The 14880-nt window shown below is 71.3% G+C and carries 12 protein-coding genes; 4 read left to right on the forward strand and 8 right to left on the reverse strand.

Translation table 11 applies throughout. The annotated features are described in order from the left end of the window. Nucleotides 1-4: 4 nt before the first annotated feature. Genes JYK18_RS01170 through hrpA form a run of 4 tightly spaced genes read right to left on the reverse strand, consistent with a single transcriptional unit; the run spans nucleotide 5 to nucleotide 6224 of the window. Complete coding sequence (locus JYK18_RS01170) at nucleotides 5-970, reverse strand: helix-turn-helix transcriptional regulator (RefSeq protein ID WP_206799454.1); 966 nt, start codon at nucleotides 968-970, stop codon at nucleotides 5-7. Between the two features lie 12 nt (nucleotides 971-982). After that, nucleotides 983-1825: an alpha/beta fold hydrolase gene (locus JYK18_RS01175; RefSeq protein WP_206799456.1), complete on the reverse strand. Its 843-nt coding sequence runs from the start codon at nucleotides 1823-1825 to the stop codon at nucleotides 983-985. A 57-nt stretch (nucleotides 1826-1882) separates the two neighbouring features. Next, the gene (locus JYK18_RS01180) at nucleotides 1883-2311 is read right to left on the reverse strand and encodes a DUF3574 domain-containing protein (RefSeq protein ID WP_206799458.1); all 429 of its coding nucleotides are present in this window, start codon (nucleotides 2309-2311) and stop codon (nucleotides 1883-1885) included. A 13-nt stretch (nucleotides 2312-2324) separates the two neighbouring features. Then, nucleotides 2325-6224, reverse strand: coding sequence for an ATP-dependent RNA helicase HrpA (gene hrpA / locus JYK18_RS01185; RefSeq protein ID WP_206799459.1), 3900 nt, complete (start codon nucleotides 6222-6224; stop codon nucleotides 2325-2327). Nucleotides 6225-6318: 94 nt separating this feature from the next. On the opposite strand from hrpA, the gene JYK18_RS01190 reads away from it, so the two are divergent. Then, nucleotides 6319-6978 carry a hypothetical protein gene (locus tag JYK18_RS01190; protein WP_206799461.1) on the forward strand — a complete coding sequence of 220 codons (660 nt, stop codon included), beginning with the start codon at nucleotides 6319-6321 and terminating at the stop codon, nucleotides 6976-6978. Here the strand turns inward: JYK18_RS01190 and JYK18_RS01195 are convergent. The 3 genes from JYK18_RS01195 to JYK18_RS01205 form a co-directional block, all read right to left on the reverse strand. Then, a complete protein-coding gene (locus JYK18_RS01195; protein WP_206799463.1) occupies nucleotides 6925-8085 on the reverse strand; it encodes a lactate 2-monooxygenase in 1161 nt (386 codons plus the stop codon). The two genes, JYK18_RS01190 and JYK18_RS01195, sit on opposite strands and share 54 nt — an antisense overlap. Then, entirely contained in the window at nucleotides 8082-9263 is a 1182-nt protein-coding gene (locus tag JYK18_RS01200) for a cation:proton antiporter (protein WP_206799466.1), read from the reverse strand. The genes JYK18_RS01195 and JYK18_RS01200 overlap by 4 nt, the downstream gene beginning before the upstream one ends. 189 nt (nucleotides 9264-9452) lie before the next feature. Then, complete coding sequence (locus JYK18_RS01205) at nucleotides 9453-9785, reverse strand: hypothetical protein (protein WP_206799468.1); 333 nt, start codon at nucleotides 9783-9785, stop codon at nucleotides 9453-9455. Between the two features lie 129 nt (nucleotides 9786-9914). Here JYK18_RS01205 and JYK18_RS01210 point away from each other — a divergent pair, with 129 nt between their 5' ends. Continuing rightward, nucleotides 9915-11138, forward strand: a complete 1224-nt coding sequence (locus tag JYK18_RS01210; RefSeq protein WP_206799470.1) for a multidrug effflux MFS transporter — start codon at nucleotides 9915-9917, stop codon at nucleotides 11136-11138. Between the two features lie 136 nt (nucleotides 11139-11274). Here JYK18_RS01210 and JYK18_RS01215 read toward each other — a convergent pair whose 3' ends face one another. Then, a complete protein-coding gene (locus JYK18_RS01215; RefSeq protein WP_206799472.1) occupies nucleotides 11275-12498 on the reverse strand; it encodes an NAD(P)/FAD-dependent oxidoreductase in 1224 nt (407 codons plus the stop codon). Between the two features lie 141 nt (nucleotides 12499-12639). On the opposite strand from JYK18_RS01215, the gene JYK18_RS01220 reads away from it, so the two are divergent. Then, the gene (locus JYK18_RS01220) at nucleotides 12640-12849 is read left to right on the forward strand and encodes a hypothetical protein (RefSeq protein ID WP_206799474.1); all 210 of its coding nucleotides are present in this window, start codon (nucleotides 12640-12642) and stop codon (nucleotides 12847-12849) included. 49 nt (nucleotides 12850-12898) lie between these two features. Then, complete coding sequence (locus JYK18_RS01225) at nucleotides 12899-14857, forward strand: SDR family oxidoreductase (protein ID WP_206799475.1); 1959 nt, start codon at nucleotides 12899-12901, stop codon at nucleotides 14855-14857. The last annotated feature ends 23 nt before the right edge of the window (nucleotides 14858-14880 follow it).

Here is a 14880-nt window from a genome sequence, read left to right on the forward strand (position 1 = left end):
CCGGTCAGCTGGTCAGCAGGGTGTGGAACTCGTCCCTGGAGCTGACGTGGGTTTTGCGGAACAACGACTTCAGGTGGTCGTGAACGGTGTGGGCCGACAGGTCCAGCCGTCGCGCGATCTGCTTCGGGGCGGCGCCGTCCAGTACCTCGGCGGCCACCTGCTGTTCCCGCGCCGTGATGCCGTACCACCCGCAGAACCACGGGAGCAGCCGCGCGCCGGTGATCGTTTCGATGACGATGGCGACGTCGCCGTCGGTCAGCGGTGCGGCGTGGCAGGCAACCCACCGCCCGTAGCTCGCGGCGGGCCCGACGACCATGGCCGGCGCACCCGGTCGGCGCGCCAGCACCGACAGGCCAAGGCAGTACGCCGCACTGGTGAAGTCCGGTGCGTGCTGCCGTGTCTGGAGCAGATCGCGCCACCGCAGGGCTTCCGGGGTCAGCGCCTTCACCGCGTGATCCCGGCCGACGACCAGCACCCCGGCCGGAAGCGCCGGAACAACGGGCGCCCCGGCCGCGGTGACGTGGCCCCGCAGCACGGCGATCAGCGCGGGACCGAGCTGCGTCACCCGAGCCACGTCGTGGGCGTCGAACGGCCGCCCGCCCTCCGCCCGGAGCAGTTCCAGCGAGCCCCAGGTCCCGCGGCCGTCCCGCAGCAGCAGCCGAAGCTCGCTGCCCACGCCCAACGTCCCGACCTGCCGTACCCCGGCGAGTGACGGCTGCCGCGCGAGGTCCGGCATGAGCAGCCGATCTTGCCCCGCGAAGGCGTTCCGCAGCACAGCGAGACCATAGGCGGGGTGGTACCGGTGCCAGAAGCTGAAGGCCCCCGGCCCGAACCCCGTCGCCGGGCCGGTGCCCACCAGCCGCACCCCGTCGTGCGGCACCACGGCGGCGACGGCACGCGAAATCGCCGCGCTCAGTTCGTGGTATCCCCCGCCGACCGCCGCTTCCAGCTCCCGCTGCCACCGCGTCACCCGGCCAGCGTGCTACCCCGCCTCCGCCCTGTCCAGGATGGCCGCGAACGCCGAAACGTGTGGGTGAAAGCCGAATCCGGCGTGACCGCACGGCAGCGTGTGCACGTCGAACGGGTTGTCCGGGGTGCGCGCGTCGGCCTGCGCGATCATCAGGTCCTGCATGGCGGGCGGCATCGCGCGGTCGAGGGCCAGCCGGACGTAGGTGTGCGGGATCCGCCCCCACGTCCGCGGGTCCACCACCGTCGTGCCGAAGTCGAGGATCTCGTCCGGCTCGAAGCAGTCGAGCACAGCTAACATCCGCTGCTCGCTCACGTCCGCGAACAACGCGGCCTTCACCGCGGCGAGCAGCCCGGGATCGGCGGTCCGCCAGTTCCACCGCGTGGCCCCGAGCGCCACCGGATCCCCGACCATCAACGGCATCAGCGACCCCAGCTCGCTGTCCGCGAACTCGGGCGCCCGCAGGTACTCCGGCACCGTCCGGTCCACGCAGCACCAAGCCGACACGTACACCACCCGGTCGAGCAGGTCCGGCACGGTGTTCGCCACGTCGGTCAGCACCAGCCCGCCACGGCTCGCGCCGACCAGCACCACCGGACCGTGCGCGCGAACCCGGCGGACCACGTCGAGCACGTGCGCCACCCCGTCGGCGTGGCTCACCCCGGCCATCGCCGACGGCGCACGGGCGAACGCGTCGAGGTCCTGCGGTGCCTGGTAGGCGCGCGTGTACCCCGACCCCTCACCGTGACCGGGCAGGTTGACCGCGAGCGAGCGGTGCCCGAGCAGGGCCAGCTCGCGCTGGACGCTCGACCACGAGCGGGCGTTGCCGTTGGATCCGTGCACCAGGACGAAGGTCATGCCCCCGATCCTCGGCGGCCACGCCCGCCCGCGCGCTCCCCAATGCTGGGGATGGCGTCAGAAGGAAACCTTCTCCGTGCTGTCCGCGCGCAGCACGGATTCCTGCTCGTAGAGCCGTTTGTAGTCCTCGCGGATCTCCTGGATCTCGCCGTTGGCGGCCCGGTCGCCGATCGGGTAGAGCAGGATCAGCACGTACGAGCGTTCCTTGATGATCTCGCCGGTGGAGTTGCGCCACTGGCCGTTGCCCTCGAGGCGGGTGAGGCCGTCCGGGAACGACGGCGTCACCTCCTTGTCCACGAAGATCTCGAACTCCTCGGGCGTGACCTCCGAGCCGTCCGGCTTGACCGAGCCGAAGTACAGCTCGGTGCGCTTGAACGCGTCACCGGAAAAGCCCTCCGCCGACGTGGCACCGGGCCCCGCTGCGGCCACTCCCCCGCCGACCCCGACCGCCAGCGCGACCGCCGCCACCCCGACCAGCTTCTTCATCCCGTTCCCCTGTCTAACCGGCGGGGACCACCGCGTCGTCCATCGCGCGCAGCACCCGCTTCACCGATACCGGATAAGCGGTGCGCAGCGTCTGGGCGAAGAAACTGACCCGCAGTTCCTCGATCATCCAGCGCACGTCCCGCAGTGCGCCTGAGGATGTACCGCGCGGTTGCGCGTCCACAAGGGATTTGTACTCGTCTCTCAACCAGTGGACCTCGCGCAGGCGTTCCACGTCGCGGGCCGGGTCGCTCGGCAGCTTGTCCAGCCGCCGCTCGATCGCGCGCAGGTACCGCACCAGGTCCGGCAGCCGCGCCGACCCGGTGGCCGTGACAAAACCCGGGAAGACCAGTTCGCCGAGCTGCTGGCGGATGTCGGCGAGCGACTCCGCCAGCGCGGGCCCGCGCACCTCGGTCAGCCGCGTCTCCACGTCGATCGACGCCCGCAGCACCTGCTCCACGTCGGCGAGCACGCGCACCACAGTGGCGTTCAGCCCGGCCCGCACGCGTTGCAGCAGCACGGCGAACCCGGCCTCGTCCCAGGTCGGCCCGCCGCCGGCGGCCATCAGCTCGTCGATCGCGCAGTTGACGCAGTCCTCCAGCAGGGCCGCGACGCTGCCGTGCGGATTGCGGTTGAGCACCAGCTTCGCCTGGTTGCCCAGGTTGCGGTTGATGAACTTCATCGGCGAGGGCACGTTGAGCCGCAACAGCTTCCGCGTGCCCAGCCACATCGAGTGCTCCTGCTCGGCGGGCGTCTCGAGCATCCGGACGGCGACCGTCTCGCCCTCGTCCACCAGCGCCGGGTACGCCTTGACCTCGAGCCCGCGCTGCTTCCGCTCGAACACCTTCGGCACCTCGCCGAACGCGGGTGAGCTGAGCCCGGCCCGTTCGACGTTGTCCGCCGCCTTCGAGATCGACGCCCGCAGCTCACCGGTGAGCCGCTGCCGCAGTGCTTCGAGGTCCTTGCCCTCGGCGAGCTTCTTCTTGCCGTCGACCACCCGGAAGGTGACCTTCAGGTGCTCCGGCACCGCGCCCGGCTGCCACGACTCCGGCGGCACCGGCACCCCGCGCAACGCCTCCAGCTCGTCGCCCAGCACGTCCAGCAGCGGGCCGTCGGCCGGGGACACCCGCGAGAGCACCAGCTTCGCGTGGTCCGGCGCGGGCACGAAGTTCCGGCGGATCGGCTTCGGCAGGGACTTGATCAACGCGGTGACCAGTTCCTCGCGCAGCCCCGGCACCTGCCAGTCGAACCCGTCCGCGGTGACCTGGTTCAGCACCGGCAGCGGCACGTGCGCGGTCACGCCGTCCGCGTCGGCCCCCGGCTCGAACTGGTAGGTCAGTTTGACCGGGATGCCCTCGGGCGTGGTCCAGGTGTCCGGGTAGTCGGCCGCGCTGACGTCCCCGGCGGTGGCGTTGATCAGCATCGACTTCTCGAAGCTGAGCAGGTCCGGCTGTTCGCGCCGGGTCTTCTTCCACCAGGTGTCGAAGTGCCTGGCGGAGACCACCTCGGCGCCGAGGCGCTGGTCGTAGAACTCGAACAGGGTCTGGTCGTCGACCAGGATGTCGCGGCGGCGGGCTCGGTGCTCCAGGTCCTCGACCTCGGCGAGCAGCGCGCGGTTCTCGTGGAAGAACTTGTGGCTGGTCTGCCAGTCGCCCTCGACGAGCGCGTTGCGGATGAACAGGTCGCGGGAGAGCTCGGGATCGATGCGCCCGTAGTTCACCCGGCGGTCGGCCACCAGCGGCACGCCGTAGAGGGTGACCTTCTCCAGCGCCATCACCGCGCCCTGCTTGCGCTCCCAGTGCGGCTCGGAGTAACTGCGCTTGACCACGTGCGCGGCCAGCGGCTCCACCCACTCCGGCTCGATGCGCGCGTTGACCCGGCCCCACAGGCGCGAGGTCTCCACCAGCTCGGCCGACATCACCAGGCGCGGCTGCTTCTTGAACAACGCCGAACCGGGGAACACCGAGAACCGCGCACCCCGCGCGCCGAGGTAGTCGCCCTTGGCCGGGTCCTTGAGCCCGATGTGCGAGAGCAGGCCGGCGATCAGCGCGGTGTGCACCTGCTGCGGGTCGGCGTCGGTGGTGTTCGGGGTGACGCCCAGCTGCTTGGTCAGCCGCCGCAGCTGGCTGTGCACGTCCTGCCACTCCCGCACCCGCAGGTAGTTCAGGAACTCCGCCTTGCACAGCCTGCGGAACTGGTTGCCGGACAGCTCGCGCTGCTGCTCGTGCAGGTACTGCCACAGGTTCAGGTAGGCGAGGAAGTCCGAGGTCTTGTCGGCGAAGCGCGCGTGCTTCTCGCCCGCCGCCTGCTGCTTGTCCGCCGGGCGCTCGCGCGGGTCCTGAATGGACAGAGCAGAGGCGATCACCAGCACCTCGCGCACGCAGCCCGCCTTCGCCGCCTCCAGCACCATCCGCCCCAGGCGCGGGTCCACCGGCAGCTGGGCCAGCTTGCGGCCGACGTCGGTGAGCCGGTCCTTGACCTCCGTGGCCGAGGCGTCGAAGGCACCCAGTTCCTGGAGCAGGTTCACCCCGTCGGTGATCTGGCGGCGGTCCGGCGGCTCGACGAACGGGAAGGCGGCGATGTCGCCCAGGCCGAGCGAGGTCATCTGCAGGATGACCGAGGCGAGGTTGGTGCGCAGGATCTCCGGATCGGTGAACTCCGGGCGCGCCAGGAAGTCGTCCTCGGAGTACAGCCGGATGCAGATGCCGTCCGAGGTGCGGCCGCAGCGGCCCTTGCGCTGGTTCGCCGACGCCTGCGAGACCGCCTCGATCGGCAGCCGCTGCACCTTCGTGCGGTGGCTGTAGCGGGAGATGCGCGCGGTGCCCGGGTCCACCACGTACTTGATGCCGGGCACGGTCAGCGAGGTCTCGGCGACGTTCGTGGCCAGCACCACCCGGCGCCCGGTGTGCCGCTGGAACACCCGGTGCTGCTCGGCCGAGGACAACCGCGCGTACAGCGGCAGGATCTCGGTGTTGCGCAGGTCCTGTTTGGACAGCGCGTCGGCGGTGTCGCGGATCTCGCGCTCCCCGGACAGGAACACCAGCACGTCGCCGGGCCCCTCGGCGGCCAGCTCGGCCACCGCGTCGGAGATCGCCGAGATCTGGTCGCGGTCGGGATCGGCGTCGGGGTCCTCCGGGTCGATGATCGGCCGGTACCGCACCTCGACCGGGTAGGTGCGGCCGGAGACCTCGACGATCGGCGCGTCGTCGAAGTGCCGGGAGAACCGCTCGGGATCGATGGTGGCCGAGGTGATGATCACCTTGAGGTCGGGGCGGCGCGGCAGCAGCTGCTTGAGGTAGCCCAGGATGAAGTCGATGTTGAGGCTGCGCTCGTGCGCCTCGTCGATGATCAGCGTGTCGTACTGCCGGAGCATCCGGTCGCCCTGGATCTCGGCCAGCAGGATGCCGTCGGTCATCAGCTTCACCAGGGTGTTCTCGTCACCCTGGTCGGTGAACCGCACCTTGTAGCCGACGGTTTCGCCGACCTGCGTGGACAGCTCGTCAGCGATGCGCTCGGCCACCGTGCGCGCGGCGAGGCGCCGCGGCTGGGTGTGGCCGATCTGGCCGAGCACGCCGCGCCCGAGTTCGAGGCAGATCTTCGGCAGCTGCGTGGTCTTGCCCGAGCCGGTCTCCCCCGCCACGATCACCACCTGGTGGTCGCGGATGGCCGCGGCGATGTCGTCCTTGCGCTGGCTGACCGGCAGTTCCGCCGGGTAGCTGAGCTTCGGCACGGCGGCCCGCCGGTTCGCCACGCGCTGCTCGGCGGCGGCGATGTCGGCCTCGATCCGCGCGGCGACCGCCTCGACGTCACGCGCCTTGCGGGCACCTTCCAGCCGCCGTCGCAGCCGGGACCGGTCGCGCGGCATCAATTCCGGCAGGCGGGACCGGAGGCCATCGAGGGGGGATTTCGCAGACATACGGCGTCGAGAATACCGCCGGTCGATCGCCCGGTCCGCTGAATTACCGCGTCGCGTGACGGAGCGCACCCGCCAGGCAATACTCTTGTACGCCGTGACGGGTGAAACGTTTCCTCGGTGGCTTCCTGGCCTGATCGCCGTGGTGGCCGGACTGGTGCTGGCCGCGACCGTCTCGGCGGGTCCGTGGGTGACCGCGGAACTGACCAGGCAGAACGCGCCGGGGATCACCTCGAAGATCGAGGGCACGATCGAACTCAGCTGGGGGCTGTCCGGCCTGCCCGAAGTGATCGAGGTGGCCGGGCCCAGCGCGGCGAACGCCGACGCGGCCTCGCTGGCCTCGGTCTACCAGAGCGCGATCGAGCGCCAGCCCGCGCCCGAACTGGACTCGGGCCCCGGCTTCATCCTCGACTCGCTGCTCACCATGCTCGGCTTCGCCGCGGCCGGGATCGGGGCCTTCCGGATGTTCGGCGCGGGCAGCCGCACGCTCTACCGCGGCGTGGCGCTGGCCGGTGCGGCGGGCGTGGTGACCAGCGTGGTGCTCGGCGACATGGCCGTCTCCTCGCTCTACTGGTACCTGGTCGCCCTGCCGACCGGCGTGTGGCCCGCCACCACGTACCACACCGACATCGCCTGCGCGGTGGCGATCACCGCGGGCGTGGTGCTGTTCGCGGTGGGCTGGTTCGCCGGCCGTCCGCCGCGGCTACGCCCTGGCCAGGACGTCCGCGTTCAGCCCGGCGACGTCGGCGTTGCCTGACAGGCCCATCGTCATGTCGAAGTCGGCGAGCAGGCCGCGCAGCACGTGCCGGACGCCGTCCTCGCCGGCGTGCGCGAGGCCGTAGATGTACGGACGGCCGAGCAGCACCGCCTTCGCGCCCAGTGCCAGCGCCTTGACCACGTCGGCGCCGGTGCGCACGCCCGAGTCGAACAGCACCTCGATCCGGTCGCCGACCGCGGCGGCGATGCCCGGCAGCGCGTCCAGCGAGGCGATCGCGCCGTCGACCTGGCGGCCGCCGTGGTTGGACACCACGATGCCGTCCATGCCCGCGTCCACCGCCTTGCGCGCGTCGTCGGGGTGCTGGATGCCCTTGAGCACGATCGGGCCGTCCCAGTGCTCGCGCAGGAAGGTCAGCTGGTCCCAGGTGCGGTCGGACCCGGTGACCAGCGAGATCCAGCGCAGGATCGCCGAGGGCGGGTCCTCCTCCGGCGTCTTCTCCAGCAGCGCGCGGAAGGCCGGGTCGGTGAACGGCACCGCCATGCCCTCGCCGTTGAGGAAGGGCAGGTACGCCTGGTCGAGGTCGGCCGGGCGCCAGGCCAGCGTCCAGGTGTCCAGGGTGACCACCAGCACCGAGTAACCCGCCTTCTTCGCCCGCGCCAGGATGCTCGCGCAGACGTCGGGATCACCGGGCCAGTAGAGCTGGAACCAGCGCGGGCCGGCCCCGTTCGCCGCGGCCACCTCCTCGATGGAGGTGGACGAGGCGGTGGACAGGATCATCGGCAGGCCCAGCGAGGCGGCGGCCCGCGCGGTGGCCGACTCGGCGTCGGGGTGCACGATCGACTGCACGCCGACCGGCGCGAGCACCACCGGCGCCGGCAGTTCGGTGCCGAGCACCGAGACCGACAGCTTCCGGTCGGTGGCCCCGGTCAGCATGCGCGGCACGATGCGCCAGCGGTCGAAGGCCTCGCGGTTGGCGCGCACGGTGGCCGCCGAACCCGCGCCGCCGGCGACGTAGGCGAAGGGCGCCGGGTCGAGCAGGTTCGACGCCGAGTCCTCCAGCTTGGTCGGGTCGGTCGAGAACAGCGGCTTCGCGCCGCCGAGTCCCTGCAGGTAGATCTCGTTCTGGTAGCCGCCGAACCGGGTCACCGCTGCCTCCTCACGTTCACTGGCAGCAGCCTACGGGTGAGCCACTCGGAACGGATCACCGCGAGCGGGCCGATGATCGCCAGCAGCAGCACGTAGCCCGCGACGAACGGCGCCACCCTGGCGTCCAGCCCGGCCGCGGTGGCCATGGTGGCCAGCACCAGCGAGAACTCGCCGCGGGTGAGCACGGTCAGGCCGATGTTGACGCCCTGCTGCCGGTCGTAGGCGTGCAGTTTCGCGGCGAAGGCGCCGGCCGCCAGGTTCAGCACCAGGGTGAGCGCGACGGCGACCAGCACCGGCACCACCACCGTGCCGACCGCACGCGGGTCGATGCTCAGGCCGAAGATGAAGAAGAACAGGGCGCCGAAGGCGTCGCGCAGCGGCAGGACCAGCTTGTGGATGCGCGGGGCGACCTTGGACCCGCCGAGCATCATGCCGACCATGAACGCGCCGATGGCGTCGGACACGCCGACCTCCTCGGCCAGCGCGGCGCCCAGCACGGCGACCCCGACGAAGCAGACGGTGAGCAGTTCGTCGTCGGCCGAGCCGAACAGCTTCGAGACCAGCCTGCCGCCCCAGCGCGCGAGCGCGGCGAGCACCAGCAGGAAGGCGAAGGCCTTGCCGAAGTCGGCGAGCGCGGCGGTGAAGTCGTCGGCGCCGCTGAGCACCGGCTGCAGCAGGGCGAGGTAGAGCGCGAGGAAGATGTCCTCGATCACGATGATGCCCATGATCAGGCGTGATTCGGGGTTGTTCATCCGCCGGGTTTCCAGCAGGAGCTTGGTCACGATCGCGGAGGACGAGATGCCGATGGCCCCGGCGATCACCAGCGCCTCCCTGGTGCCCCACCCGAGCGCGAAGCCGAAGGCGAGCCCGCCGCCGATGTTGAGCACCAGGTAGCCGATCCCGGCGCCGACCAGCTTCTTGCCGCCCGCCACCAGGTCGTCGAGGGAGAATTCGAGGCCGAGGTAGAACAGCAGGAAGACCAGGCCGAGGCCGGCCAGCACGCTCATCTCGCCCGGGTCGTCCACAAGGGACAGCCCGGGGGTGTTGGGGCCGAACAGGAAGCCGGCCAGCATGAACAGGGGGATGGTGGGCAGCCCGATCCGGGCGCCGAGGCGGGCAAGCACCCCGGCGGCGAGAAAGGCACCGCCGACGGCGAGCAGGGCATGACCGGTGGCCATGGGGAACTCCTAGAAGCGCAGCAGGGAACACCACGCCGCCGATGTCTTCCGGCGGCGGGTGCGGGGAAACGGCTCTGCTGGCCCGAGCTGCCCGGGGCGCGCCTGACTGTCACGAATGTGGCTTTAGAGACGCCTCGCGTCTCGAAAGCCACATTCGTGACACTTGTGCCCAGCGCGGGGCGGCTCGGGTCAAGGAGTGGGTGGGGCGCGCGCCTCGGCCGGATCGCCGGGGTGCCCGGGATCCGCGTGCGGGGGTGCGACGTGCGCGGTGCGGTGTTCGACCGGGTGCGGCGGCTCGGCGGAGTCCGGCGGCAGCACGGCTATCTGGGTGATTCCCGGCGCGGGCGCGTGCCGCGTGGTGAGCGGTTCCGGCTGCGGTTCGGCGGCCAGCGAGCCGACGTGGTGCGGCTCGTGCACCACCGGCGTGCCGGTCGGCGCGGCGGCGATCCACAGCTGCAGTACCAGCAGCAACGGGATGAGGATGGACCGGTGGCGCGTCAGGAACGCGTCGCTTCGGCCCATGCTTCCCTTCGGTCGGAGTCACTACAAGTGTACCGGTCTCCCAGCTCAGTGCGGTGCCTCACAGCCGGGAATATTTAGTGGCGCTATGCAAGTTAGCGAGGGAAGGTGTGTCCGACGGGCGGGAGCGTGATGAGTACTACCGAACAGGTTTCAGCGATCGAGGGCGTACGCCCGAGCAAGCAGCGGAACCTCGCGCGGTACGTCCTCATCCTCGGCGGCCTGTCCGCGTTCGGACCGCTGTCGATCGACATGTACCTGCCCGCGCTGCCGGTGATGACCAGCGAACTGGGCACCTCGGACGCCACCCTCCAGCTGACGCTCAGCGCGTTCATCGTCGGGCTGGCGATCGGGCAGATCGTGATCGGCCCGCTCTCGGACGCGATCGGCCGCCGCAAGCCGCTGGTCGCCGGGCTGGCGATCTACGTGGTGGCCTCGGTGCTCTGCGCGCTCAGCCCGACCGCGGAACTGCTGATCGCCTCACGCGCGCTGCAGGCGGTCGGCGCGGCGGCGGGCATCGTGATCGCCAGGGCCACCGTGCGCGACCTGTTCTCCGGGATCGCGATGACGCGGTTCTTCTCGATGCTGATGCTGGTCAACGGGCTGGCTCCGATCCTGGCGCCGATCGTCGGCGGCCAGGTGCTCAACTTCACCTCGTGGCGCGGCGTTTTCGTGGTGCTGACCGTGTTCGGCGCGCTGCTGCTGATCATCTCCGCGTTGTTCCTGCCCGAACCGCTGGCGGTGGAGAACCGGCGCCCGGCGAAGTTCAAGCCGATCATGCGGACCTACGGCGGCCTGCTGCGCGACCGGAACTTCGTCGGGTACGCCCTCGCCTCCGGGCTGCTGTTCGGCGCGGTGTTCGCCTACATCGCCGGTTCGTCGTTCGCACTGCAGGACGTCTACGAGCTGAGCCCGCAGCAGTACAGCCTGGTGTTCGGCCTGAACGGGATCGGCATCGTGGCGATGGGACAGGTCAACGGCCGGATCGTCGGCCGGTTCAGCGAGCGCGCGCTGCTGCGCTTCGGGCTCGGCCTGGCCAGCGTCGGCGCGGTCGGCATCCTGCTGGCGACCGCGCTGCACCTTTCGCTGGCCTTCGTGCTGCCGCCGCTGTTCCTGCTGATCTCCAGCATCGGGCTGATCATGCCGAACGCGACCTCGCTGGCGATGGCCGAGCACCCGCGCACCGCCGGTTCGGCTTCGGCGCTGCTCGGCGTGCTGCAGTTCGTGGTCGGCGGGCTGGCCACGCCGCTGGTCGGGCTGGGCGGTCAGGGGTCAGCGGTGCCGATGGCGGTGGTGATGACCGGGTTCACGGTCGCCGCGCTGGCCGCCTTCCTCACGCTGCCGAAGCGACGGTGAACCGCCGCTGGAGGTGGCGGTAGCGCCCCGTTCACGTACTCGGCCGGCACGCCGAGCAGTTCGGGCGGGCGCTCGGTGAAGCCTTCGGAGTCGACCAGGTGCAAGCCGGGCTGACCTCCAGGTTGCCCGCGTCGGGTCAGGCGATGGCGGAGAGATCACCCTGGAGGAGTTGGTCGTCGGTGACGGGGGTGCCGGTGTCCACCAGGTGTTTCAGCGCGTCGCCGCTGTCCCAGATGTTGACGTTCATGGCGGCGGTTACGCGGTTTTCGTTCAGCCAGAAGGCCAGGAACTCACGGCCGGCCAGGTCGCCGCGGACCACCAGGCGGTCGGTGTCCAGGTTGGCCAGGCCGCGGTATTCGCAGCCCAGGTCGTATTGGTCGCTGAAGAAGTACGGCGCGCGCTGGTACGGCTCGTGGTCGCCCAGCATGTTCGCAGCGGCGTGTTCGCCTTGGTTCTTGGCGTTGGCCCAGTGTTCGACCCGGATGCGCCGGTCGTACTTCGGGTGGAACTGGGAAGCCACGTCCCCGGCGGCGTAGATGTCCGGCGCGGCCGTGCGCAGGAAGGCATCCACGCAGACACCGCCGTCCTCCGACAGGTCCAGGCCCGCCGCGTGGGCCAGGCCGGTTTCCGGGGCGGCACCGACCGCCACCAGCACCACGTCCGCCTCCAGCACCGAACCGTCGGTCAGCCGCACGCCGGTGACCGCGCCCTCGTCCCCGACGAAGTCCGCGACCGACGTGCCCAGCCGCCACCGCACGCCCTGCTCGGTGTGCAGATCGCGGAACACCCCGCCGACCTCGGGGCCGAGCACGCTCTCCAACGGCGTCGTCTCCATCCCGACCACGGTCACCTCGGCCCCGTGCTTGCGCGCCGCCGCGGCGGCCTCCGAACCGATCCAGCCCGAACCGACGATCACCACCCGGTCCGCCTTGGCGAACGCGGCCCGCAGCGCGAGCGCGTCGTCGAGGGTGCGCAGCGTGTGGATCCCGGTCAGGTCCGCGCCGCGCACCGGCAGCGAGCGCGGCTTCGAACCGGTGGCCAGCAGCAGCCGGTCGTACCGGTGCTCCCCACCGGCGGCGTCGAGCACCAGCCGCGCGCCCAGCTCGATCCGGGTCACCCTGGTCCCGAGGTGCAGCGCCACGTCGTGCTCGGTGTAGAAGTTCTGGTCGCGGACCCAGTCGGGCTCCTCGGCGTCCCCGATCAACAGCCCCTTCGACAACGCGGGCAGTTCGTACGGCCGGTGCGCGTCCGCGCCGAACAGCAGCACCTCCCCCGGATAACCGCGTTCACGCAGGGCAGCGGCGGCGCCGGCACCGGCCAGGCCGCCGCCGATGATCACGATTCGCTGGGGTTCGGACATCGTCCGCTCCTTTGCTCCGCACCGGGTGCTCGTTACCTGACGGTAGTTCTTTCGGGTAACCCGCGTCACGGCCCCGATCGGCTCCAGTCCCAGCACCAGGAGGCGAGTGCGATGCGTTATCGGGGAAAGGGAGTGCCGGCCGTGGCCGTACGGGACGAGTGGTCGGTGAGCTGCCGCGATCTGGCCGGTCGCAAACGGGATCTGACCGTGTTCGTGAGCAGCGACAAGGTGGTGCTGGTGGCGCCACCCGGCGAGGCGGCGGTGCTCGCGCCGCTGGACGTCGGGCGGTTGCGGGCGGCGCTGCGCGACGCCGTGGTGACGGTGGCCCAGACCGGCGAGACCGAGGACTGAAGCACAGCGGGCTGGCCTTACCTACTGGCTAGTAGGTAGCATCCGGGGCATGACCAGCTACTTCGTCACCGGTGCCACCGGCTTCCTGGGTAAGCGCCTGGTCGGGCGCCTGCTGGCCCGGCGCGGCACGGAAACCGTGTACGCGCTGGTCCGCGAGACCTCGCGGGGCAGGCTGACCGCGCTGGCCCAGCGGTGGCCCAACGCCGACCGGCTGGTGCCGGTCACCGGCGACCTGACCGAACCAGGCCTCGGCGTGGATCCCGCCGCGCTGGGCCGCGTCGACCACCTGGTGCACCTCGGCGCGGTCTACGACTTCACCGCCACCGAGCAGGCGAACCGCGACGCCAACGTCGACGGCACGCGGCACGCGCTGGAACTGGCCGCCGCGACCGGCGCCCGGGTGCACCACGTGTCCTCGATCGCCGTCGCGGGCAACCACGCCGGCCGGTTCACCGAGGCCGACTTCGACCTGGGTCAGGGGTTCGAATCCCCGTACCACGCGACCAAGTTCGAAGCGGAGAAGCTGGTCCGCGAGAGCGGGCTCTCGCACACCGTCTACCGGCCGTCCGCGGTGGTCGGCGACTCGCGCACCGGCGAGATGGACAAGATCGACGGGCCGTACTACTTCCTCCCGGCGATCTCGCGGCTGGCCGCGCTCCCCCGACGGCTGCCGCTGGCCGGTCCCGATCTCGGCGCCACCAACCTGGTGCCGGTCGACTACGTGGTCGCCGCGATGGACCACCTGATGCACACCGAACTCCCCTCCGGCAGCACCTTCCACCTGGCTTCGCCGCGACCGCAGTCGCTGACCGAGGTGTACAACGCGTTCGCGCGGGCGGCGGGCGGGCCCCGCATCGCCGCGCACGTGCCGGGCGCGGACCTGCTGCGATCCGCCGGGCACCTCGCCGCGAGCGGGGTCGACCGGCTGCCGGGCGGCCGGTCCGCCCGCCGCGCGGTGCTCGAAGAACTCGGCATCCCGATGCAGGTCCTGCCGCACCTGAGCATGGCGGTCCGGTTCGACACCGAGGCGACCACCGCCGCGCTGGCGGGCAGCGGCCTCGAACTGCCCGCGCTGCGCGACTACGCCAAACCGCTCTACGACTACTGGCTGGCGAACCTGGACCCGGACCGCGCCCGCCGCGGCGAGCGCCTGCGCGGGCGGACCGTGCTGGTCACCGGCGCGTCCTCGGGCATCGGGAAGGCGTCCGCGCTGGCCATCGCCGAACGCGGCGCCAAGGTGCTGCTGGTCGCCCGTCGCGCCGACGAACTGGGCCGCGTGCGCGACGAGATCCGTGCCGCGGGCGGCGAGGCCCACTGCCACCCCTGCGACCTGACCGACGGCGACGCGGTGGACGCGCTGGTCAAGGACGTGCTCGCCGACCACGGCGCGGTGGACATGCTGGTGAACAACGCCGGCCGGTCGATCCGCCGCTCGGTGCTGCTGTCCACCGAGCGCTTCCACGACTTCGAGCGCACCATGGCGATCAACTACTTCGGCCCGGTGCGGTTGATCCTCGGCCTGCTGCCGTCGATGGCGGACCGCGGGTTCGGCCACGTGGTGAACGTGACCACCCAGGGCCTGCAGACCGACACCCCGCGCTTCGCCGCGTACCTGGCGTCCAAGGCGGCGCTGGAGGAGTTCGGCCTGGCGGCGGGCCGCGAGACGCTGTCCGACGGCATCACCTTCAGTTCGGTGCGCATGCCGCTGGTCCGCACCGACATGATCGCGCCGACCGGGCTGTACCGGACGCTGCCCGCGGCCAGTCCCGAAACCGCGGCGAAACTGGTGGTCAAGGCCTTGGAACGGCGACCGGAGATCCTGAACCGGGTGGAGGGCACGGCGGCGGAGCTGGCCACGCGCACCGCACCCCGGCTGGCCCGGCTCGCCGCGCACCTGGTCTACCGCGTGGTGCCGGAGTCCGCCCCGGAAGCCAGGACCAAGCCGCGGCCGCCGCTGGCCTCGGTGGCGGGCGCGGTCACACGCCTGGTGTGGCGCCGCCGTGCGTGACGGAGGCTTGACCAAAAGCGTGA

The organism is Amycolatopsis sp. 195334CR (assembly GCF_017309385.1).
Taxonomy (GTDB): Bacteria; Actinomycetota; Actinomycetes; order Mycobacteriales; family Pseudonocardiaceae; genus Amycolatopsis.